Origin of the sequence: Acinetobacter sp. YH12255, assembly GCF_013417355.1 — a bacterium.
GTDB classification, from domain to species: Bacteria; Pseudomonadota; Gammaproteobacteria; order Pseudomonadales; family Moraxellaceae; genus Acinetobacter; species Acinetobacter pseudolwoffii.
The window spans coordinates 46937-68532 of sequence record NZ_VPEC01000011.1 but is presented as its reverse complement, the minus strand read 5'-3'; the positions used below and the strand labels follow the sequence as shown (position 1 = coordinate 68532).

Below are 21596 nucleotides of genomic sequence, written 5' to 3'. Positions count from 1 at the left end.
ATCCGCCTCCTAGCTGGCTTTTTGCATATCTTGGTCTATATCTGCAATATTGCGATAAAAAAGATCCGCATGAAACAAGGTCGCCTGCTGTTCAAGCTCCGCCACATATTCCTGAACCAGTCGCTGGAAGTAACGATGGGCAAAAAGTGCCGGAATCGCAATCAGCATCCCGGCTGCTGTGGTAATCAAGGCTTTGGAAATACCTGGCATCATCAATACCGGATCACTCCCAGTCCCCACATCGATCATCAGAAAAGATTCGATAATCCCAAGCACAGTCCCCAACAAACCCAGCAATGGCGCCACAGCACTTAAGGTTCCCAGAAAGTTAATATTCTTTTCCAGATAACCAATTTCCTGCGATGCCATCACTTCCATTTGTGCACGGGCATACTGTTCGCCCTGCGGCTTGCTGGCATAGCCTGCTGCAAATACCCGGCCTAAAGTACTGTGCTTCAATTCTGTACTTTGTTGAATTTTTTGCATGACTTGTGATGCATTTTGCACTGGACTCATCAGAAGTGTAGACGGAAGTACCGCTTTCCTCTTCAGGCGAATCAGGCGCTCGATCGAAATCGCCAGCATAAAGATAGAACACAAGACCAGTGGCAGCATGAGCCAGCCACCCGCTTTAACCAATTCCCACATCTAATTTATTCCCCAATAAAAAAAATATATAAATTATTCATCTTCTAAAATAGAAAGAATGCCATCCAGCTCTTCTAAAGAATGATAACTAATGACTAATTTTCCTTTACCTTGTTTGTTATAGTCAATTTTCACATCAGCACTGAAACGCTCTGAAAGGCGCTGGGTCAATTGCTGAATATCCGGTGCAAGCGCTTGTTTTACTTTTTCTTGTTTAGGTGCATTAAAATCACGGACTAACTGCTCGGTTTGACGAACAGATAGACTTTTTTCAATCACGATATCAGCGACTTTGAGCTGGTCTTTTGCCTTCAGTGTTAGAATCGCACGCGCATGCCCCATATCCAGCAGGCCTTGCTGCATAAAGTCTTTCACTTCTTCAGCCAGACTGAGCAGGCGAAGTAAGTTACTGACCGTAGTACGTGCCTTGCCGACTGTGTCTGCAATTTCCTGATGGCTTAAACCAAATTCTTCATGGAAACGTTGCAGAGCCATGGCCTGATCAATCGGATTCAGATCCTGACGTTGGATGTTTTCAATCAGAGCCAATGCAATCGCGACCTGATCCTGAAGTTCGCGCACAATCGCAGGAATTTCAGTTAAACCTGCCAACTGCGCTGCACGCCAACGACGTTCACCGGCAATAATTTCATAAGGATAGCGTTCATCATCGACCGGACGAATCACAATCGGCTGCATAATGCCGTGTTTTTCAATCGATGCCGCCAGCTCTTGCAAGTCTTGCTCGTTGATATAACGGCGCGGCTGGTATTCACCACGCTTGAGCAGGTTCACATCAATCTGTTTGAGCTGACCATGATCAAGACCTTGGGCTTCCATCTGTAATTTTTCTTTTTGAATTGAGCCTAGCAAGGCATCCAAGCCACGACCTTTAGCGAGTCCACGTTTCTTGACGGTCATGCTTTACTTCCTTTTTTCACTTTGCTTTTCTTTAATACTTCAGCTGCCAGATTTAAGTAAGCAACTGCACCCTTTGAGCTTTTTTCAAAATAAATCACCGGCAAACCGTGTGCTGGTGCTTCAGCCAGACGAATATTGCGTGGAATCACGGTGTCATACAGTTTTTTACCGAAATATTGTTCTAATTCTTCAGAGACATCACGGGTCAAGGCATTACGCGCATCATACATGGTACGTAATACACCGACTATTTGCAGGTCTGGATTCAATGCTTGCTGAATCCGATCGATGGTCTGGGTCAAATCAGCCAGACCTTCCAGTGCATAATATTCACACTGCATCGGAATCAGCACACCATCAACCGCTGCCAAAGCATTCACTGTAATCAGGCTCAGACTTGGCGCACAATCAACAATAATATAATCAAATGACTTTTCGACTTCTTGCAATGCATCACGCAGGATGAATTCACGTCCTTCTTGATCTGCAATTGCCAGCTCAACCCCAGCCAGATCACGGTTGGCACCCAGAACCTTATAACCGACCTCTGCCTTGGCGATCGCCGTTTCAATCGGCACTTCACCCAGCAATACATCGGTGACCGAATAGAGCAAGTCATTCTTTTGAATGCCCGACCCCATGGTTGCATTGCCTTGCGAATCCATATCGACCAGCAAAACGCGCTTTTTTAACACAGCTAAAGATGCCGCCAAATTTACTGCGGTTGTGGTTTTACCAACACCACCTTTTTGGTTTGCAATCGCAATAATTTGTGCCATGTTGCCCCCAATCCCTTTAAAATTCTTAAATACGTTTTAATAGCAGTAAATGACGCTGTTCGTCTAAGCGCGGAACTTTAAGTTCAATAATCTCACAACTAAATTCATTTTTTAAAGCAGTGACTTCATCTTCAGGAATTAAGCCTTTCATTGAGGCAATAATGGTCTGTTCATGCATATACGGTTTAGAGGCATCCACAAAGTCAGTCAGAGATGCAAACGCACGACTGGTAATCACATCAAATTGACCCAGCTCGTTAATGCTGTCTTCATTTTCTACACGCGTTTGCACCGCAATGACATTTTTAAGTTTCAGATCGGCAATAAACTGCTTCAGGAAACGAATTTTTTTACCGTTTGAATCGAGTAATACACATTCACGCTCAGGCTGACATAAAGCAATGATCATACCTGGCATACCGCCACCCGTACCGATATCGAGCAGACGGCCCGCTGGCAGATCTTTTAGAATGCTGAGACTGTCCAGCAGATGCTTGACCAGCATTTCTTTCGGATCACGGATCGCAGTTAAATTATATGCTTTGTTCCACAGCACCAAAGCGTCCTGATACTTGAGTAATAAATTCAAAGCTTCTTCAGATAGCTCTAAACCCAAAGCTTGGCTACCCTGCTTTAGTTCTTGAAAAAACATGTGCATAAACAATCTACGCTCGAAAAAGTTAGGTGGAAGTATACCGTTTTCTATATCTTGTCATAGTAGGCAGTGCTTAGTGAATATTCACTTAAACAGACTTAGCTTCACGGATTGCCAAATCTAGTGCCGTTAAACGTTCAGGCGTACCGACATCTACCCAAATACCTGCCAGTTTAGAGGCAACCACTTGATGATTCAGCATCGCTGCCTTCAATAAAGGTGCCAAAGGACGCTTTCCAGCCTCTAAGCCTTCAAACATTTTTGGACTGATGACGGATATACCGCTAAAAGTCAGGTTTTCACCCTCGACCTGTTGATCGAAGGTATAAGCCTTCCCTTCTGCAAGGGTGAAATCACCCTCTGGATGTTGCTGCGGATTTTCGACCAACACCAGATGTGCCAAATTATCGTTCAGATCAACATCTAATAAAGGTGCAAAATCCATTGTGGTCCAGACATCACCATTTAATAGGATAAAAGGCTGATTACCCAAAAGCGGCAAGGCATGAATGATCCCGCCTGCCGTTTCCAGACCTTCACCTTCATGTGACCACAGAATTTTTACGCCAAACTGTGAGCCATCACCCAGGGCTTCTGCAAGTTTCCCACCCAGCCAGGCCGTATTGATCACAATTTCAGTGACACCGATTGCCGCCAGTTTTTCTAGATGCCAGACGATAAGTGGTTTGCCACCGACTTCAAGCAAGGGTTTCGGGGTATGCAAAGTTAAGGGGCGCATACGATTACCAAGACCTGCGGCCAAAATCATCGCTTTCATTTAGGCAGCCACCTCATAAGAGCCATATTTGGCTTCAAAAGCCGGCATCACTCGGTCACGCATAAACTGCATGAATGGCTGAAGTTCAGTATAAGCTTTTGATTCCTCGAGCAGATACCACATCACACGTGGTAAGTCCTTGAGATAACCTGACTTGCCATCACGTTCAAACAGACGTACAAAAATACCTAAAATCTTGATATGACGCTGAATCGCCATCATGTCGGCATCTTTTTTAAACTGTTCAAAGTCACGCTCTTCTTTAGCAGATGCTGGCAACAAGTCATAAAAGTTTTTGAACCAGCGATACACACGGTCGGCATTCCACTGCACATAGGCATCACGGGTAATCGAAATCAGGTCATAAGTATCCGCACCAATCACGGCATCCTGAAAATCAATCACACCGAGTTCGGTTTCATTTTCGATTTTCATCAAATTCCGGCTATGAAAATCACGATGCACAATGACCTGAGGTTGTGCCAAAGCAGCATTGGCCAGAATTGCAAAGGTACGCTTGATCAAGGCTGATTCTGCCTCTGTGGGCTGTACCTTTAAAGCCGGCAGCATCCAGTCGGTCAGCAACTCCATTTCCGAGATCAGCTTTTCATAAGAATAGGCGGGGAATTGCCCTTCTCCCGGAATGGATTGCAGCTGAATCAGCTGTTTAAAGCTTTGCTCATAATAGGCATCTACAGTCTCATCATTCAGCAGATTAGACAGCAGGACATCACCAAAGTCTTCCAGAAGTAAAAAACCATTCTTCAAATCTTTTGCGACGATATGCGGAACACGCACGCCATGAGCATCAAAAAATTCATCAATCGTCACAAAAGGCACACAATCTTCTTTTTCTGGTGGTGCATCCATCAACATAAATGTTTTATTATTCAGCTTGATTCGTGCATAACGACGAAAGCTGGCATCACCTGCTAAAAAATGAGTTTCAAATTGATCTGAACCGAGTACAGAGGCAATCCAAGATTGTATCAATTGTTCGCGTTGTGTATTCATTTGCAATTAATTCTAATACAGGCTGAGTTTTTAAAGTGCTAAGTGTAGCTACTTATCAACTTTTTCTCTATGATGCGACAATAATTAATTGCGATAAAAGCATGATTGGTTAATGAGACAAATGAAGCATCACTTTAAAATCAACCCTCTAGCGACTGCGATCTTAACCCTTTTATGTGGCAGCTCAGCCTCAAGCTATGCTGCATCAACTGTCTCATCCGATGTAAATGCAGAACAACTCAAACAGCGCATTAATGAGACCTATCCAGGTGAAGCCTTCTTTTCACAATACTATGTCGATAAATCCTCGGCTGAAGCGCAGCAACGTCAGGGACAGTATTTAAGTTCGGCTTATTGTGAAGGTGCCTGGGTCACCCCGATCGCTCCAGATGCAGCGACTATTGCGCCAGACCAAGCCACCTCGACCATTACCGCCGATTATGGACATTACGATCCGGCAGGCGACTCCTATCTGGAAGGCAATGTGGTTATTGATCAGCAAGGTCGTCAAATCCGTGCCGAACGAGTGACCATTGATCAGACCCAGACCTATGCCAAAGCAGCAGGTCAGGTACAGTTAGCACAAGGCGGTCTGATCTCACAAAGTGATGATATTAACTATAATTTAAAAACCCAACAGGGCGATTTAAACAACAGTTTCTATATTGCAGAGCAGCAACATGCCCACGGTCGTGCAGAAAAGATTGCCAAAACATCGACTGATACGATAGAACTGGAAAATGCCACTTACTCTACCTGCCCGCCTGAGCAAAAGCCGACCTGGAAAATACAGGCAGAAAAGATCAAGCTGAATCAGGAAACCGGACGTGGTGAAACCCGCAATACCAAACTGTATGTCAAAGACGTTCCGGTATTGGCAATCCCTTATTTCAACTTCCCGATTGATGACCGCCGTACTACCGGCATTCTAACGCCAACTTTTGGTTTTACCAATGATGGCGGACTTGAACTCGGTGTTCCTGTTTATCTGAATTTGGCCCCACAGTATGATGCTACCCTCACGCCGCGCTATATTGGTGATCGTGGTGCCATGCTAGATGGCGAGTTCCGTTATCTGACAGAAAATTATGGTGAAGGTAGTATCTGGGGTGGCTATCTACCTTCGGATGAAAGTTATGATAATGAGGATCGTAAAAGCTTACATTACTTGCATAATTGGCAGATCAACGATCAGTTCTCGACCAATCTGGAATATAACTACGCCTCAGACAAAGATTACTTTGCCGACCTGGACAATAACCCGAACTCAAAAACTGACTTGAACCTGCGCCGCGCTTGGGAAGTCAATTATAAAAATGGTATTCCCGGCTTAAAGGCACAATTCAAAGTCGAAAATTTCCAGACACTCGATCCCACTGTACTGGATGAAGATCGTCCTTATGCACGTTTGCCGCAGCTTTTAGTCAATTATAAAACTGGCAATCCACTCGGATTACAGCTTGAGTTTAATAACGATACTGCTTATTTCCAGAAAGACCTGAGAAATTTTGCTGATATCCTTCAAAATGATGACAAGATTTATCAACCAAGTGGCACCCGCATCTATAACGACTTTTCGGTGCGTTATAATCACTATAACCCGTGGTCGTTTTTTATTCCGGAAGCATCTGTACGCAACATCAATACCTTCTATGATGAGAAAACCCGAGACCGTGGTGGTTCTAGTGAAAGCCAGTCCATTGTGGTGCCACAATTCACGCTGGACACCGGCTTAATTTTCGAAAAAGAAGGTACCTATTTACAGACCTTAACGCCTCGTCTGTTCTATGCCTATTCACCTTATGAAAACCAGCAGAATCAACCTAACTTTGACTCAGTCGTCGCTTCGATTAATTATGATCAGCTTTTCAGTGCGCGTCGCTTCTATGGCAACGACCGCCTGGAAGACAACAACTTTGCCTCTTTAGGTCTGAGTTATAGCCTGTTTAATGAAGAAGGTCTGGAACGCCTACGTGCGAGTGTCGGTCAAAGTTTCTTCTTTGAAGATCGCCGTGTCACACTGGAAAATGATGCAGATGAATTCGACCGTGAAAGTCATACTGGCCCTGTAATTCAACTGACCAGCCAGCTGTCAAATAATGTTCACATTAATCTGAACTCAAGCTGGATGTCGAATGGCCAAAATGCTGAGCGCGATCTGCAGGTTTATTATACCGGTGAGCAAGGCAATCTATACAACGTCGGCTATTTCTATCGTAAAGACATTCCGAACCGTCAGAAGAGCTATGATCATGTAGTGGGTTCATTTATCCAGCCGATTGCCAACAACTGGCGTCTGGTAGGACATGCGCAGTTTGACCTCGACAATAGTGTCGCACGAGAATATTTACTTGGCGTGAACTATGAGTCATGCTGTTGGGGAGTTTCTGTATATGGTCGTTCATATTACAATGACTTAGACAACGTTAATGATTCAAACGTCAAAGCCAAACGCGCTATTATGGCCGAGGTCAGCCTGAAAGGCTTAGGTGGGTTAAGCAGCAAACTCACCTCATTACTAGAAAATCGCATTCTAGGTTTTAACAATATCAATCAAACTTGGACAGAACGTTAATGAAGACAAAACAGTTAAAACAAATTTTTAAAGCGACTGCACTTGCGCTATGCCTTTCTTCAGCGATGACGACGTTTGCTGTTGCCCAACCTAAAGATGAAGTTGTAGCTGTGGTCGACAATAGTATCATTCTGCGTAGTGATCTGGCTCAAGGTGTGGCCGAGATTTCTCATCAGCTGCAAAAGCAAAATCAGACAGTTCCACCCCAACAATTTCTTGAGCAACAAGCCTTAGAGCAGCTCATTATTCGTCAGGCACAACTTGAACAAGTTAAACGCTACAATATTCGTCCCGATGAAAAATCCCTGAATGACGCAGTACTGAAAGTTGCCCGTGATTCGGGCTCAACCAGTCTGGAAGCTTTCCAGCAAAAACTGGATGCCATGGCGCCCAATACCTATGCTTCTTTACGCAACCGTATTGCGGAAGATTTAGCGCTGAATCGTTTACGTCAACAAGTCGTGACTTCACGGATTCAAATCACAGACCAGGATGTTAAAAACTTCCTAAATACCCCGCAAGGTCAGGCTTTACTCGGCAGCCAGGTACATGTGCTGCATTTACGTGTAAGCGGCGAAAATGCGGAACAGATTGCTACACAGGTAAAGCAAGAGCTGAATACCAGCAATGATATTCAGGCGATCAGCAAAAAATACAGCACTGGCGGCATTAAAGTCGAAGCTGCTGACATGGGCGTGAGAAGCCTGTCAGAAATTCCGGCAGAACTGGCTGCACGTGTCACGACCCTACAGCCAGGTCAAACCTCTGAACTCATTCCGGTTGCTGATGGGGTACATGTACTCAAGCTACTAGAACGTAAAGGTGGCGAACAAAAAGCCCTGGTTCCTCAATACTTGACCCGTCACATCCTGATTCAACCCTCTGAAGTAGTCAGTCCGGAAAATGCCAAACAGATGATTGACAGTTTATATAGCCGCCTGCAACAAGGCGAAGATTTTACTGTTTTAGCTTCAACCTTCTCCAATGATACCGGTTCAGCACGTGATGGTGGCAGTCTTGGCTGGGTAAGCCCTGGGGTAATGGTGCCTGAGTTTGAACAGCAAATGAAAAGCACCCCAGTGGGGCAGTTCAGTAAACCGTTTCAATCCCAGTTTGGCTGGCATATCCTGCAAGTCAGCGAAACACGTCAACAGGATATGACAGAGGAATATCAAGAACGTATGGCCCGTCAATTACTTGGTGAACGTCAGTTTGATGCCGAGCTGGACAGCTGGTTACGTGAAACACGTAGCAATGCCTATGTAGAAATCAAAGATCCACAACTGGATCCTAAACGTAATCGTTAAGCCCAGATCCATTTTAAAAAGCCAGCGCTAGATTGCTGGCTTTTTAATTTTTATCCATGCAAAACTTACAGGCATAAAAAAACCTCTCGATGAGAGGTTTTTTTAATTTTCAGACTCGATTAACGATTATTTTCGTCGTCTTGAGTATCTTCAAATTTAGTATCGTTGTCAAAGCCAGCGCCTTGACCACCAAAGCCACCTTGACCACCGAAGCCAGCGCCTTGACCGCCACCGAAGCCGCCTTGACCACCAAAGCCACCACCTTGACCACCAAAGCCAGCGCCTTGACCGCCACCGAAGCCACCTTGACCACCAAAGCCAGCGCCTTGACCGCCACCGAAGCCACCTTGACCACCGAAGCCAGTGCCTTGACCGCCACCGAAACCACCAGCAGCACCTTGACCGCCAAAGCCAGCACCTTGTGGACCAGCAGGCGCACCAGCAGGACGAGGATTACGTGCAGGCACTACAGTTGAAATTGCATGCTTATAAACCATTTGGCTTACTGTATTTTTTAATAAAACCACGTATTGGTCGAAAGACTCGATATGACCTTGTAATTTAATACCGTTTACCAGGAAGATAGATACTGGGATACGTTCCTTACGGAGAGAATTCAAGAATGGATCTTGTAAAGTTTGACCTTTAGACATGTTATAACTCCAAAAAAAAATTAAAAATCAGCGCAAAAACTATCTCTATTTTTCAATTAAAAATTATAAAAAAGATAGTCCCTAAATTTTGCTTTATCCGTGACAGTTTCGCAAGTCTTGTTGAGCCTGCTGTAGCGTAAAATATGTTGTAAATTTATGCTTTTCTTGCAAAGACCTCAGCCACGTATATTGACGTTTTGCAAGTTGTCGTGTCGCAAATAAAGCTTTATCCTCCATTTCCTGTTGCTTTTCCTTGGTTTTGTCAGCATTTTTTAAGAATTCTATAGCTTGACGGTAACCTACCGAACGCATAGAAGGTAGATTTTCATTAAAATCGTATTTTTCAATTAAACTAACAACTTCATTTAAAAAACCGTTTTTCCACATCATTTGCAGACGTTGTTCAATACGCCCGTGTAATTCTAACCGATCTGGCATAAGTGCATAGTTATAAAAACTGTAACGATATGGTAAGTTTTTAGGTTGTTCTGCCTGTAGTTTTGTAATCGGCTCACCAGTCAATTTAAAAACTTCCAAGGCTCGAATAATGCGCTGCTTGTCGCTAACCTTGAATTTTTCACCGGCAATCGGATCGACTGCACATAATTCTGCATAAACCGCTTCCCAGCCCTCCTGCTCACCCTTGGCTTCAATCTCTGCCCGGATAGCATAGTCTGCACTTGGTAGGTTATCTGACAAACCTTCAAGCAAGGCCTTAAAATACAGCATGGTTCCGCCAACCAGAATCGGGGTTTTACCACGCACATGAATATCATCAATCAGGCGGCAAGCATCTTCGACAAAGTTGGCTGCAGAATACACTTCAAGTGGACTAATAATATCAATCAGATGATGCGGATAGCGCGCCAGTTCCTCTTTAGAAGGTTTGGCTGTACCAATGTCCATTTCCCGATAAACCAGTGCAGAATCGACCGAAATCAGCTCAAATCCCCCTTGCTCATACAGTTCACATGCCAAAGCGGTTTTACCACTTGCAGTTGGCCCCATTAAATTGATGACCGGCAATTGATTGGACATGTAAAACTACTCTCCTCGAGCAAAAAGTTTGTCTAGTTTATTCAATGGAAAAGCGCGCCAAGTCGGACGGCCATGATTACATTGACTGGCAAATTCGGTTTGTTCCATCTGCCGTAATAAAGCATTCATTTCAGACAAACTTAGGATACGATGCGCTCGCACTGCACCATGACAGGCCATTCCCGCCAAAATTTGGTCACGCTTCTGCAATAGGCTTTGTGCTTGATCCCCCGGATCTAAATCATTCAATAATTCAGGAATCAGGGCATCAAAATCCGCCTTGTGTAGAATAGCCGGCACACCACGTACAATGACTTGCTCATCACCATACTGATCAATTTCCAGACCCAAACGTGCGAGTTGCTCTTTCAGCTCTTCTACCCGCATCGCCTGCATCCGGCTAATGTTTACGACCTTTGGAATCAGTAGTTGCTGTGACGTCCAGAATTCAGGTTTATCCCAAGCCGATTTCATTTGCTGCAAGACAATCCGCTCATGTGCTGCATGCATATCCACAATGATCAGCCCTTCGGTATTTTGTGCCAGAATATAAATCCCATGTAACTGGGCAATCGCAATCCCGAGTGGATGTTCATCGACTTTGGCCTGTATATGACTTTGCAAGGCTTGCTCTGCAACTTGTGGCTCATAGGCAGACGCTTGATCACGCAGCGGTGCCAGATAGCTTTGCAGGGCATTATTCAGCTGCTGCGAGCCTGCATAAGACGCATTATAGTCTCGCGCATAATGTACCGTTTGCGGCCGCGAAGATTCAAAGTCGGTCAGGACATCCGATGCCTCATTTTCATCTTTAGCAGCTACAGGTAGGTTAGAGGATAATTGCTGCTGCGCATGCGCAGTCTGGTGCAGGCTAAACTGTTCCTGATAACGCGGTTGCGGTACAAGTGCAACAGGTTCATCATCAACTTTCATCGCAGTTGCTAAATCAGCAGTTGCCGTCTGGAATTGTGCCAGAGTTTCTTTGGCATAATGCCGTACAAACTCATGTACTTCACGCTGATTCAGAAAGCGAATTTCATGCTTAGTGGGATGGACATTGACATCAACATTTTCAGGATCAACTTCTAAAAACAGCAAATAAGCCGCATGTTGATGGCCATGCAAAATGCCATCATAAGCCATCCTCAAGGCATGAGAAATGGTTTTGTCTTTGACAATCCGGCCATTGACATAGACATATTGCAAGTCGGCCTGTGCACGCGCATCTGAGGGATGACCAAGCCAGCCTGATAAACGCATGTTTATACTGTCAGCATCGATCCAATAAGCATTTTCAGTGAACTGACGACCCAATAACTGCTGTACCCGCTGGAAACGTAAAGCACCGCTGTCCGCCACGGGTAAATTCAGCTTGATGCTTTCATTATGTTCCAGCACAAACCGGATATCAAAATGCGTCAGTGCCATACGGCGTACAATTTCTTCAATGTGGCCAAATTCAGTGCCCGGTTTCTTTAAGAATTTACGCCGCGCAGGCACATTAAAAAATAAATCCTGAACCCGGATATGCGTCCCTTTCGAAGCCGCGACCGCTTGAATCTGCTGATGATCAAAAGCCGTACCGTTTACTTCTACCTGATAACCAATGCCATCCTCATTTTGACTGCTGATCATGGTCAGGCGTGAGACTGCTGCAATCGATGCCAGCGCTTCTCCACGAAAGCCTAAACTGCTGATCGCATACAGCTCATCGGCACTCTGGATTTTGCTGGTGGCATGACGCATGACGGCCAATGCCAGATCTTCAGCATGAATACCACGGCCGTTATCCATAATTTCAATTAAGGTACTGCCACCCTGTTCCACCCGGATGATCAGCTCGGTCGCACCCGCATCAATCGAGTTTTCCAGTAATTCCTTGACCACGGATGCCGGACGTTCAATCACCTCACCTGCAGCAATCTGGTTGGCCAGCGCAGGATCAAGGGCACGGATACGGCGTAGACTTAAATCATTCGACATGTGAAAATTGACGCTCCAAAGCCTCTCGCAAAGCAAGATTAGAGGAAATCAGGCTTGCAGTACGGGTCAGTTCATCTTCAGATTTTAAAATTTCAATAATCAGGTCAGCTTGCGGAATTTCATCGCCACCTTTGGAGGGCCATTCAAATAAAAATAGCGCATTCGGAGTTTCCAGATAATCCCGGATTCCCATCAATTCGAGTTCATAGGGGTCATTCAGACGGTACAGGTCAAAGTGAAAAATATCCTGCCCATTGATCTGATACGGTTCGACCAGCGTATAAGTCGGACTTTTCACCGAACCTTGATGACCCAGCTGTTGCAAATAATAGCGCGTTAAGGTCGTTTTTCCTGCCCCCAAATCACCGATCAGATATACGACTCCCGCAGGGAAATTTTCGGCCAGAACCTTGGCCAGTTTCTGGGTATCGTCTTCATGATTTAAAGTGACATTAAATGAATAAGGCATATTACTCACGACATGATGCAAAAGAATAAATATGATAGCATCGCCACGCTTTAAAAGCCTATTCACCTGTGTGAGAAACTGTATTTTTTCACCATTTCTGTTTCTGAGAGGTTGATCTGCCTGCCATGCATCCGACTGTTGAGTTTAATCCGCCCATGTTAAATGGGGTCAGTGCCAGTAAAGTGTTCTTGCAGGATAGTCTAGATGCACCCCCGACAGTTTTTGCTTATTTATGCACGCAATTTGCGCATATCGCAGCAGATGAATGGCAAGCCCGTTTCGCCAAAGGTCTGGTCTATGATGCGCAGGGCCATCAATTAAGCACAGAAAGTCCATTTCAGGCCAATAGTCATTGTTTTTATTATCGATTTTTGGCACATGAAGTGCATGTTCCTTTTCAACATCAGATTTTATTTGAAAATGAGCATTTCATGGTGATCGATAAACCGCACTTTTTGACCATGAGTCCGACCGGTCAGTATGTACAGGAAACCTTGCTGGTTCGTCTCAAAAAACAAACAGGCAATGAACATTTAACACCGATTCACCGGCTAGACCGTGAAACGGCCGGCGTGGTTCTCATTTCAAAATATGTAGAATCTCGTGGCCTGTATCAACAGATGTTTGCCACACGGCAAGTGCAGAAGACCTACCATGCGATTGCAGCATACAAGGCTGATTTAGAATTTCCATTGATCACACGATTAAGAATGGAAAAAGGTCAGCCCTTCTATACCATGCAGGTGGTCAACGGCGAAGCCAATAGCGAAACGGCAATCCAGCTGTTAGAACATAATAAAGAATGGGCCAAATATGAACTGAAACCACACACTGGCAAACAGCACCAATTACGCGTGCACTTGAATCATCTCGGTATTCCAATTCAGAATGATCCGTTTTATCCACGGATAGCGCACAAAGCCGAAGATGATTTTTCTGCCCCTTTAAGCTTATTGGCCCAACATATTCAATTCATCGATCCGATCACGCAGAAAAGCATGAATTTCAGCTCCAGACTTGAATTGACACTGTAAATCGCTTGTCATTACAGATTATTTTCTAAAATCGGTCGCTTTAAGATTGAATTTCAAACGTAATTGATTAGAATAAAGGCGAAAAGTTAAGTAATTTAAAGCTTTAAAAATATTATGAGAAAAACTGAAGTTTATCAAATTCGCTTGGACTCGCAAGAGAAGAAACAAGCCTTTGCGGTATTTAAGCAATTGGGGATTACGCCAGCTCAGGCCGTGCGTCTTTTTTTCAAACAAGTGGTGATTACCAAATCGATCCCCTTCTCGATTGAAAACCAGAATATTAATCTGGAACAACTGATCCGACTGCGCAAACTGAAGCAAAATGAGATCCAGAATGGGCAAAGCAGCTTGCCAAATTCAACACTCAATTCTCTGGATGATCAGGAAATCCAGCTCGATGATGATCATCTGGATTTATTTGAAGAACTGAATGCCATTTTAGGTGAAAGCGACAAAATTTAACATTGTTGCATTTCCGAACAATTTCTAAAGCCGGCCACTGACAAACTTCGCTATGCTTGATGCTGATAATGAATAAAAAATTAGCATGGAGGATGCAATGCTCGTACGACGCGCTCAATCAGCAGACCTGAATCAGCTTGCGATATTATTCGATGAATATCGACAATTTTATGGCACCTCCTCTAACCCCGAACTCTCCTACCAATTTTTAAAACAACGTTTTGAAGATGGACAGACCGTCATTTTCATTAATACCAAAGATGATACTTTTACCGGCTTTATTATCCTGTATCTGGGTTTTTCTTCGGTGGCCTGCTCGACCTATTATATTCTGGATGATGTCTATATCACCCCGATATTTCGGCGTCAGGGTGCAGCCAGACAACTGATTGATACCGCAATTTTATTTGCCAAACATGAACAGGCCTTAAGAATTAGCCTGGAAACCCAAAAGAACAATTACCAATCGCATGAATTGTATGAATCTATGGGATTTATTAAGGATAATGAGTTTCAGACCTATCATTGTTTCCTGAGATAAAATCTGATCGTTCAAATAAACTTGAGAAGAATAACTCAATTATTCTTCTGAACGGAATTTTGCCAAAGCCACCTGTTCTGCATTTAAATAGATCCATTCTCCTTCAGCCAGCTCAGGCAGAGCCAAAGCACCAATTTGAGCACGATGCAATTGCTCGACTTTATTTCCGACGGCTGCCAGCATGCGTTTCACCTGATGATATACCCCTTGATGAATGCTCATTTGCAGACGGCTTTCAGACAGACGTATCACTTCAGTGGCTGCAAAAATACCTTTTTCATTGCGTAGCTCAACGCCTTGTTCCAGTTGCTGTAGCTGAGCATCAGTGACTGGATCTGCCGTTTGCATTTGATAAACTTTGGCCACATGTTTTTTCGGATGTGTTAACGCTTGCAGAAACTGGCCATCATCAGTCAACAATAACAGTCCGGTGGTGTCCTGATCCAGACGACCCACGCATTGAATGCCACGATTCAGCAGCATCTCATCAAACAGATCAAACACACTAAAATGATGCGTGGCCTGATGCGAACACTCATAGTCCTGCGGTTTGTTTAAAGCGATATAGACTTTCTCTCGATAGCGATGGGCCTTGCCATAGACCTCGAAGTCTAAATCATTCAAATCCAGTTTATGTTTAGGATGATCAATCACTTCATTCTGGATAGAAACAGCACCATTTTTAATCAATTGCTGACAATGCTTGCGGGAACCGAAACCTTGTGACTGCAACATTTTTTCCAATAGCATCTGCTTAAACCTGTATCGCGTGAAGAGTTGTGCATTCTATCCTGAAACACACCTAAATTGATTGCTTCGCTTATTTTCTTCGTATCACCAGCTGAAACGCTCTACAATGGTGGCATTTTCCATGTTTCCTCTCCCGCCCATGTCACAACTCGATTTAAATTTGATGGTTCTTTTGGTATTACTGGCCTGTGGTATATTCAGTCACAATAGTGCTGTCACCATCGCTGCAGCGGTACTGATTGTTCTTAAAATTACCCCACTACACGACCTGTTGCCTTATGTACAACAACATGGTTTGAATATTGGAATTATTATTTTAACCATCGGGGTATTGGCACCGATTGCGAGTGGCAAAATTGCCGGAGAAAGTATTCTCAAGTCATTTCTCAGCTGGAAATCTTTACTGGCCATTGCCATTGGTGTTTTTGTGGCTTGGCTCGGTGGCCGCGGTGTGAAACTGATGTCGAATCAACCGGATATTGTCGCGGGCTTATTGATTGGTACTGTAGCAGGTGTGGCGGTGTTACGCGGCGTACCTGTTGGGCCGCTGATTGCAGCCGGGATTTTATCTTTATTGATTGGTACACAATAGATTCAAATCATCAGCACGCATCACCAGTATGCAAAGATTTCTCAAAAATACATCACATGACCTATAATATGCAGGTCATCTATTGATTACCTTGCACCAAGCTTTAAAGCAGTGTTTCAAGCTTGCTCAGGATATGTCATCAGATCAACGGAAGATTCATCTTGGTTGTAAGCTTTCCAAGCTAAAATAAAAGCGATACAAAAAAATAGAATGATCTTTAACAAGCTGTGACCTGATAAAAATTTGAAATTTACTGCATGACAAATCCGAGCCTAATCTTTTAAGGCATAAACCAAACTTTCTATCATCTCGCCATTTTCCAAATATACTTTAACCGGAATCCGTTGATATTCATCACCTTCAAACGCATCCAGCTCTTCCCAATATTGGGGAAGATGCTCAGATATAAATACATAACCCTGAACAGTCTCGCCCGAATCACTGAGCTGAATGCCCGGGCTACCAAATTCAGCCCCCCAGCCACGCTGTTGCAAATGCCCACGGATATAAGCGGCTTTCCAGCTTCCCCCAATCCGCTCCATGACATGGGCATTGGGTTGCTGCGGACGAAGCGTGCCGTATACGAATAAACTATGCATCTTAAAAGTTCTGAAGGATCATTTCGGGGATTACTCTACAAATAACAGTGCCAGACGGACTTGGTCATAGGCCATTTTAGGCGTGGTGAGTTCTACAATCGGGCGCAACTTAATCGAGCCATCATCATTAAAATGCTCAGCACTTTGACGTTTGGTTAAGCGTTTATAAATTTTACGCACCTGCTCCACCACTTCCTCACCCGGATGAGCCACCGAAATATCCAGTCCCTGCTCTTTGTGTAAACGGCCTAGATGATTAATGATTGTCGCTGGCGTCAGACCACGTTCAGTCGCGATATCCGCAACTTCATAGCCTTCTTCAAACAGTGCTCGGGTTTCATCCAGTGTGGCAGTGGCATAACTCTGCTTCGTGCCACTCTTGGAAATTTTCTTTTCATTGCGCTGGATTTCTGCTTCATTCAATGTGCCACCGCAGTGACGAATAAAGGCTTTATGCTGCGCAGTCAAATCGACATTTTCAAAATTCGCTTCGGCTTCATCAGAAAGTTCCTGAAAACGACGATCAGCTTTAATCGCTAAACTGTCAAGTTCCAAAGCCTGCTCATTAAAGCCTTTTAAACGTAAGCCATTTAAGCTTTTCAACCGTGACAGCGCCACATAACCTTGACCTTTCTCGAAAGTATGACTCAGATCAATTTCTGCTGCTTCCAAGGTCATCCCTTGAGATTTATGAATGGTAATCGCCCAGGCCAAGCGTAAAGGAATTTGCTGGAAACTGGCAATAGTCTTACCAGCTTCATTGTCTACCGACCAGGTTTCCGGCTCCACCACCAAGGTCGTGCCATCGGTCAGTTTTACTTTGGGCAGCACACCATATTCATCGTCTTCTTCAAAACTGATCACTTCACCCAGACTGCCGTTGATATAGCCCATATCAAAGTTATTTTTTACAAACATGACTTTGGCATGCTTTTTCAAGGTTAAGGCTTCTGGTGCACGTACTGAAGATTTTAAAGTTTCAATCAGCTTTTCATTGCCATCACACTGGGCATCAAACTGGCGCGGATCATTGTCAATTTCATTCAGATGTTTAAAGTTAAGACTATCCACATCCATATTATGGGTATACAGACGCGTATAGGTATCGCCGATTTCTTGATGTCGGGTTGCCTGTAAAGCCGTGCGATGTTCATGGCTAATCGCCTGCGCACGGATCGCATTCAGGATGTCATTCAGATAATCATTGCCCTGACGATGCTGCTCGGTCAGATAACAGACCCGAAACTTGGCTTCTACCCAGGCTTCCGACATAAAGCAGAATTTATCGCGGTTACGCTCGTCATTCTTACCGACTGGCGGCAACTGGAAAAAATCCCCGGCCACAATCACCTGAATACCGCCAAAGGCTTCATCACTGTCCTTAAAATATTTCAGCACCTGATTGACCAGATTCAGCTGCTTGGCATGCAGCATGGAAATTTCATCAATAATCAGAACTTGGGCATTTTCCAGATGTTCTTTTAAGTATTTACGCTCTTTCATGCGCTTTAAGTCATCTTCGGACAAAAAGTCTTTAATGCCGATGCCGGCCCAGGTGTGAATGGTCATACCATTCATATGCGTGGCTGCAATACCGGTCGATGCCGTAATCGCGACGGCGACTTTACGCGCTTTTAAATAATTAATATATTGATTCAGCGTATAGGTTTTTCCTGCACCCGCAGAACCGGTTAAAAAGACATTTTCTCCTGCTTTGAGTAACTTAAGGGCAGTTTCCTGTTTCATAAGAGCAATACCGTGAAAGAACGGCTATAGCCTAACGATTTTTGGCAGAAAAGTTAAGCGTCATGGCGGAAAACCACTTAATCTTGCACTTAAGCCTGCAAGTTGAGCCAGTTGATAAAATGCATCGCGATATTGCTATATTCAGCTTCTGCCTTTTGATTGTTCGGATATTCCAGCTGATCGAAGATCACTTGCCCATTGACGATCCGACAGCCCAGAATTAAAGGTAAACGCACATCCGGATGCGACATGCGAAAGGCCACATATTGCCCTTCAATAATCTGCTGGGCATAACTGGCCGCCAGACAGTTCCTGAAAACCTTGGATTCTTCCAGAATACGATCCAGATTTTTAAGCTCCTCAAAACGCCAGTTGAAATATAATAAAAATGAGGCCTGCGTCAAAGGTGACCAAGTTACGAGCGCAAACTCTTTTTTCAGCTTGGCCATCATTTCCTGCTTCTGAATCTGATCATGCCAGATCACGGCCTGAGCGAATAATCCACTCCAGCTGAGGTTTTTCGGAATCTCGTTATGACTGGAAAAATATTCCACCAGATAGTCACGCACATAACTGTCAAATACAGACTCACGCACATGTCCACTGTGTAAATAAAACAGCTGTCTAAATTCGACAAAAGGAATCCGATAGCGCTGCAACACATGATAGAAATCCCGATTCTGCTGGCTTTGAGGCTGAATATAAGCCAAGACTTCTTCTGGAAGATGCGCGGTAATTTTATATAGATGCTGCATATATGCCTGCATCACCCGGCTTAGTTGCAAATAGACTTTCTTGGTGATCTGATCATCCATTTTGACCACGTTACGCAGCAATTCTATCCATTCATCCAGATACAGAATCGAGGGAGTGATGGCAATCCGCTGATCATCCATCGATTGACGTGTGCCTTTTAAGACCACCGCCTGATTATGCTGATGTTGAAACCAGTCATGCTGGATTGCATATTCATGCATGCTATGAATAAACAGTCGCGCCGAAACATATTGAAAATATTGCAAGGTCGCCAGAATAATCTGCGGATGAATATGATGGCTGTCTACAAAACTTAAGGCCGTCACTGCCACCCGCACGCTGCTGTGCTGAATATTGCCACTGATCCAGTCCACTACTTCGACTGGTTGCCTGAAAATCCAGTTCACTGCACGATGACAGTCAAATAGTGGTAATCGGGCCACCTTTTTTTGCCATAAATAGGGATGATTTTCCAGAAAATTTCGTTTGGCTAATAAGTCATCGCGATGCCAGACCTCACGATTCATCAAACGGACAAAACCGAGCAGGTGGCTTTGCTCCTCGGCATGTCGATACAACAGCCGAATATCATCGCTGTGATCATTCAGTTCATGTAAATTAAAACGCTCTTCAAAAGACAAGGACATAATCCGAAACGTCGCCGGATGCAAAAACTGTGCGGCACTAAAACAGAATTCATCCAGAGTGTCCATTAAGGACTGGATGGACAGGAACTCATCCTGTTGTAGAAATGCCAAAGAAAAAGCCTGTTGCAAGCTTTCAAGAATTTTCGGGGGAATATCCTGTTCGTCCAGAACAACGTTTTGCATGACTGGTGTTGTATACAACCCGGCCTCTATTAAATGATGATCAATAATCTCAGCCTGAACCACCGACATCTGTTGCAGGAATGCCAATACCCGTGCTGGGCCATTTACCGCCTCATAGACCTGGTTCAGAATCAGTTTGCGTAATTGCTTGGCTTTGTCACGTAAATACAGCGAATGCTGCGGTTTCAAGTCCCCAGTCAGGAAATAAATATCCTGTAAAAAAAATTCCTCTAGCGCTTCTGCTTTGTATTGCTGAAAATAAAAATGACTCTCGACCAAAACGGGTACAGTTCCGGAGTCCAGTGCATATGCAGTATAAAACTGGATATAGAACAACCCATCCAGCAATTCAATCCGGTACTGACCCTGCTGAATTTTTAATAGATTTTGTGCAGTCAGATGACCAATCATCGCCATCTGATCCAGATAAAGCTGGTTCAACTCCGGAGAAATCCGCAAACATTGTTGTGCCAGCAATTTTAACGGCGCTACCCAACCACCCTGTTCCATATACGCACCTATATTATTTTATTTTTATATTGAATCATGTTGAGCCCTCGATCATCGATCAGTGACTATTTGACCATACATTATGGCAGTACTCGCACAATAAAACAGCACTGCAGGATGACTTCTAAATATAGCGCATCTCAATATGTCACAACTTGGATTTACAACGAGGATTCGGTTGCCTGCTGGTCTTGCTGACGCTGCACAGTGAGCGCTGCCAAACCCGTATAAATATGCTGTTGCAAGCTATGCCGAAACTCAACCAGCTGCTCTTGCGTCTGCACCTGAGCAATCGATAGTCGTGGCATAAACTGAAAATAAAAGGGCAAGCGTTTTGGCAACAGGTGTTTGGGCAGAGAAGGAATCACATCGCCCTGACGTAGTAATTTATTGAGTTGTGGTATTTTAAGTAGTGTTTGAAAATACTTATGCTGGATAATCTTATTGGCATTAAAGCCAATCTCATAGACCTCATCCGCACCGAGAGCGGCAAAAGGGACAAGATCATAATTGAATTCTTGCGCCAGCTTTAAAAAGCCGTAACGCTGCTTCCAGATCAGCTGATACTGCTCACCCTGACGTTTGAGCACTTCACGACCGCCACCCGGAAAGACCAGAATGGAATAGCCTTGCTGCATTGCAGCACGCACATAGGCTTGTATTCCATCAATGGCACCAAACTTTTTCACGGCTTCACGCCACAGCGGCACATAAAAATGGCTATGATCTGCAATACTGACCACAGCCACCTTATGTTCGTTGTAGAGGTAATCAATCAGCATCGGCGCATCAAAGATGCCATACATGGAATGATTACCGACATACATTGCAGGTCGACTGGCATCCATATACTCAGCCCCTAAAAATGTCGGGGTAAAATATAACTTGGAGAAGGCACTTAAACGCCTGATCCACTGCCCGTCATGCTTGGCCTGCAATCTGTCTACTCTCTATTT

21 protein-coding genes are annotated in these 21596 nt (G+C 44.3%); 6 read left to right on the top strand and 15 right to left on the bottom strand.

Translation table 11 applies throughout. The features are described from left to right. Nucleotides 1-9: 9 nt before the first annotated feature. The 6 genes from FTV30_RS06830 to FTV30_RS06805 form a co-directional block, all read right to left on the bottom strand. Nucleotides 10-648 carry a MotA/TolQ/ExbB proton channel family protein gene (locus FTV30_RS06830; protein WP_005097334.1) on the bottom strand — a complete coding sequence of 213 codons (639 nt, stop codon included), beginning with the start codon at nt 646-648 and terminating at the stop codon, nt 10-12. A 33-nt stretch (nt 649-681) separates the two neighbouring features. Next, on the bottom strand, nt 682-1569 hold the full coding sequence (locus tag FTV30_RS06825) for a ParB/RepB/Spo0J family partition protein (protein WP_005097335.1): 888 nt from the start codon (nt 1567-1569) through the stop codon (nt 682-684). Then, nucleotides 1566-2348, bottom strand: coding sequence for a ParA family protein (locus FTV30_RS06820; RefSeq protein ID WP_005170377.1), 783 nt, complete (start codon nt 2346-2348; stop codon nt 1566-1568). The genes FTV30_RS06825 and FTV30_RS06820 overlap by 4 nt, the downstream gene beginning before the upstream one ends. Nucleotides 2349-2373: 25 nt before the next feature. Continuing rightward, a complete protein-coding gene (gene rsmG, locus FTV30_RS06815) occupies nt 2374-3006 on the bottom strand; it encodes a 16S rRNA (guanine(527)-N(7))-methyltransferase RsmG (RefSeq protein ID WP_005097338.1) in 633 nt (210 codons plus the stop codon). 85 nt (nt 3007-3091) lie between these two features. Continuing rightward, nucleotides 3092-3781, bottom strand: a complete 690-nt coding sequence (murU, locus tag FTV30_RS06810; protein ID WP_180001295.1) for an N-acetylmuramate alpha-1-phosphate uridylyltransferase MurU — start codon at nt 3779-3781, stop codon at nt 3092-3094. Then, entirely contained in the window at nt 3782-4795 is a 1014-nt protein-coding gene (locus FTV30_RS06805) for an aminoglycoside phosphotransferase family protein (RefSeq protein ID WP_180001294.1), read from the bottom strand. 121 nt (nt 4796-4916) lie between these two features. On the opposite strand from FTV30_RS06805, the gene FTV30_RS06800 reads away from it, so the two are divergent. After that, nucleotides 4917-7370 carry an LPS-assembly protein LptD gene (locus FTV30_RS06800; protein ID WP_180001293.1) on the top strand — a complete coding sequence of 818 codons (2454 nt, stop codon included), beginning with the start codon at nt 4917-4919 and terminating at the stop codon, nt 7368-7370. Further along, the gene (locus FTV30_RS06795) at nt 7370-8677 is read left to right on the top strand and encodes a peptidylprolyl isomerase (protein ID WP_180001292.1); all 1308 of its coding nucleotides are present in this window, start codon (nt 7370-7372) and stop codon (nt 8675-8677) included. Before FTV30_RS06800 ends, FTV30_RS06795 begins: the two co-directional genes overlap by 1 nt. 119 nt (nt 8678-8796) lie before the next feature. Here FTV30_RS06795 and hfq read toward each other — a convergent pair whose 3' ends face one another. The 4 genes from hfq to tsaE form a co-directional block, all read right to left on the bottom strand. Further along, nucleotides 8797-9330 (bottom strand): RNA chaperone Hfq, encoded by a 534-nt coding sequence (gene hfq, locus FTV30_RS06790; protein ID WP_005097347.1) that lies wholly within the window; start codon nt 9328-9330, stop codon nt 8797-8799. A 93-nt stretch (nt 9331-9423) separates the two neighbouring features. Then, a complete protein-coding gene (gene miaA / locus FTV30_RS06785) occupies nt 9424-10368 on the bottom strand; it encodes a tRNA (adenosine(37)-N6)-dimethylallyltransferase MiaA (RefSeq protein ID WP_180001291.1) in 945 nt (314 codons plus the stop codon). A 6-nt stretch (nt 10369-10374) separates the two neighbouring features. Beyond that, nucleotides 10375-12351: a DNA mismatch repair endonuclease MutL gene (gene mutL, locus FTV30_RS06780; protein WP_180001290.1), complete on the bottom strand. Its 1977-nt coding sequence runs from the start codon at nt 12349-12351 to the stop codon at nt 10375-10377. After that, nucleotides 12341-12820, bottom strand: coding sequence for a tRNA (adenosine(37)-N6)-threonylcarbamoyltransferase complex ATPase subunit type 1 TsaE (gene tsaE / locus FTV30_RS06775; RefSeq protein ID WP_005097351.1), 480 nt, complete (start codon nt 12818-12820; stop codon nt 12341-12343). Before tsaE ends, mutL begins: the two co-directional genes overlap by 11 nt. A gap of 125 nt (nt 12821-12945) precedes the next feature. Here tsaE and FTV30_RS06770 point away from each other — a divergent pair, with 125 nt between their 5' ends. The 3 genes from FTV30_RS06770 to FTV30_RS06760 all read left to right on the top strand — a co-directional run bounded on the left by FTV30_RS06770 (nt 12946) and on the right by FTV30_RS06760 (nt 14857). Then, nucleotides 12946-13854: a pseudouridine synthase gene (locus FTV30_RS06770; RefSeq protein WP_005097353.1), complete on the top strand. Its 909-nt coding sequence runs from the start codon at nt 12946-12948 to the stop codon at nt 13852-13854. A 114-nt stretch (nt 13855-13968) separates the two neighbouring features. Beyond that, nucleotides 13969-14316 carry a type II toxin-antitoxin system RelB/DinJ family antitoxin gene (locus tag FTV30_RS06765; RefSeq protein ID WP_005097354.1) on the top strand — a complete coding sequence of 116 codons (348 nt, stop codon included), beginning with the start codon at nt 13969-13971 and terminating at the stop codon, nt 14314-14316. 97 nt (nt 14317-14413) lie between these two features. Next, nucleotides 14414-14857, top strand: a complete 444-nt coding sequence (locus tag FTV30_RS06760; RefSeq protein WP_159516028.1) for an N-acetyltransferase — start codon at nt 14414-14416, stop codon at nt 14855-14857. Nucleotides 14858-14896: 39 nt separating this feature from the next. On the opposite strand, the gene FTV30_RS06755 is transcribed toward FTV30_RS06760, so the two are convergent. Next, nucleotides 14897-15607 carry a pseudouridine synthase gene (locus tag FTV30_RS06755; protein WP_005097357.1) on the bottom strand — a complete coding sequence of 237 codons (711 nt, stop codon included), beginning with the start codon at nt 15605-15607 and terminating at the stop codon, nt 14897-14899. 139 nt (nt 15608-15746) lie between these two features. On the opposite strand from FTV30_RS06755, the gene FTV30_RS06750 reads away from it, so the two are divergent. Next, a complete protein-coding gene (locus FTV30_RS06750; protein WP_005097358.1) occupies nt 15747-16199 on the top strand; it encodes a DUF441 domain-containing protein in 453 nt (150 codons plus the stop codon). A 272-nt stretch (nt 16200-16471) separates the two neighbouring features. Here the strand turns inward: FTV30_RS06750 and FTV30_RS06745 are convergent, their stop codons facing one another. From FTV30_RS06745 to FTV30_RS06730, 4 genes are all read right to left on the bottom strand, one after another. Further along, nucleotides 16472-16798 (bottom strand): gamma-glutamylcyclotransferase family protein, encoded by a 327-nt coding sequence (locus FTV30_RS06745; protein ID WP_005097359.1) that lies wholly within the window; start codon nt 16796-16798, stop codon nt 16472-16474. Nucleotides 16799-16828: 30 nt separating this feature from the next. Next, nucleotides 16829-18544, bottom strand: coding sequence for an AAA family ATPase (locus FTV30_RS06740; protein WP_005097360.1), 1716 nt, complete (start codon nt 18542-18544; stop codon nt 16829-16831). Nucleotides 18545-18633: 89 nt separating this feature from the next. Continuing rightward, nucleotides 18634-20640 carry a hypothetical protein gene (locus tag FTV30_RS06735; protein ID WP_180001289.1) on the bottom strand — a complete coding sequence of 669 codons (2007 nt, stop codon included), beginning with the start codon at nt 20638-20640 and terminating at the stop codon, nt 18634-18636. A gap of 161 nt (nt 20641-20801) precedes the next feature. Further along, the gene (locus FTV30_RS06730; protein WP_180001288.1) at nt 20802-21578 is read right to left on the bottom strand and encodes a 1-acyl-sn-glycerol-3-phosphate acyltransferase; all 777 of its coding nucleotides are present in this window, start codon (nt 21576-21578) and stop codon (nt 20802-20804) included. Nucleotides 21579-21596: the final 18 nt, after the last annotated feature.

What these genes read in the sequence shown, in the direction of transcription:
- FTV30_RS06750 (WP_005097358.1), top strand. Translation starts at nt 15,747, where the DNA reads ATGTCACAACTCGATTTAAATTTGATGGTTCTTTTGGTATTACTGGCC.
- FTV30_RS06830 (WP_005097334.1), bottom strand. Translation starts at nt 648, where the DNA reads ATGTGGGAATTGGTTAAAGCGGGTGGCTGGCTCATGCTGCCACTGGTC.
- FTV30_RS06800 (WP_180001293.1), top strand. Translation starts at nt 4,917, where the DNA reads ATGAAGCATCACTTTAAAATCAACCCTCTAGCGACTGCGATCTTAACC.
- FTV30_RS06745 (WP_005097359.1), bottom strand. Translation starts at nt 16,798, where the DNA reads ATGCATAGTTTATTCGTATACGGCACGCTTCGTCCGCAGCAACCCAAT.
- FTV30_RS06820 (WP_005170377.1), bottom strand. Translation starts at nt 2,348, where the DNA reads ATGGCACAAATTATTGCGATTGCAAACCAAAAAGGTGGTGTTGGTAAA.
- tsaE (WP_005097351.1), bottom strand. Translation starts at nt 12,820, where the DNA reads ATGCCTTATTCATTTAATGTCACTTTAAATCATGAAGACGATACCCAG.
- FTV30_RS06740 (WP_005097360.1), bottom strand. Translation starts at nt 18,544, where the DNA reads ATGAAACAGGAAACTGCCCTTAAGTTACTCAAAGCAGGAGAAAATGTC.
- FTV30_RS06760 (WP_159516028.1), top strand. Translation starts at nt 14,414, where the DNA reads ATGCTCGTACGACGCGCTCAATCAGCAGACCTGAATCAGCTTGCGATA.
- FTV30_RS06770 (WP_005097353.1), top strand. Translation starts at nt 12,946, where the DNA reads ATGCATCCGACTGTTGAGTTTAATCCGCCCATGTTAAATGGGGTCAGT.
- FTV30_RS06735 (WP_180001289.1), bottom strand. Translation starts at nt 20,640, where the DNA reads ATGGAACAGGGTGGTTGGGTAGCGCCGTTAAAATTGCTGGCACAACAA.
- hfq (WP_005097347.1), bottom strand. Translation starts at nt 9,330, where the DNA reads ATGTCTAAAGGTCAAACTTTACAAGATCCATTCTTGAATTCTCTCCGT.
- murU (WP_180001295.1), bottom strand. Translation starts at nt 3,781, where the DNA reads ATGAAAGCGATGATTTTGGCCGCAGGTCTTGGTAATCGTATGCGCCCC.
- mutL (WP_180001290.1), bottom strand. Translation starts at nt 12,351, where the DNA reads ATGTCGAATGATTTAAGTCTACGCCGTATCCGTGCCCTTGATCCTGCG.
- FTV30_RS06765 (WP_005097354.1), top strand. Translation starts at nt 13,969, where the DNA reads ATGAGAAAAACTGAAGTTTATCAAATTCGCTTGGACTCGCAAGAGAAG.
- miaA (WP_180001291.1), bottom strand. Translation starts at nt 10,368, where the DNA reads ATGTCCAATCAATTGCCGGTCATCAATTTAATGGGGCCAACTGCAAGT.
- FTV30_RS06805 (WP_180001294.1), bottom strand. Translation starts at nt 4,795, where the DNA reads ATGAATACACAACGCGAACAATTGATACAATCTTGGATTGCCTCTGTA.
- rsmG (WP_005097338.1), bottom strand. Translation starts at nt 3,006, where the DNA reads ATGCACATGTTTTTTCAAGAACTAAAGCAGGGTAGCCAAGCTTTGGGT.
- FTV30_RS06825 (WP_005097335.1), bottom strand. Translation starts at nt 1,569, where the DNA reads ATGACCGTCAAGAAACGTGGACTCGCTAAAGGTCGTGGCTTGGATGCC.
- FTV30_RS06755 (WP_005097357.1), bottom strand. Translation starts at nt 15,607, where the DNA reads ATGCTATTGGAAAAAATGTTGCAGTCACAAGGTTTCGGTTCCCGCAAG.
- FTV30_RS06795 (WP_180001292.1), top strand. Translation starts at nt 7,370, where the DNA reads ATGAAGACAAAACAGTTAAAACAAATTTTTAAAGCGACTGCACTTGCG.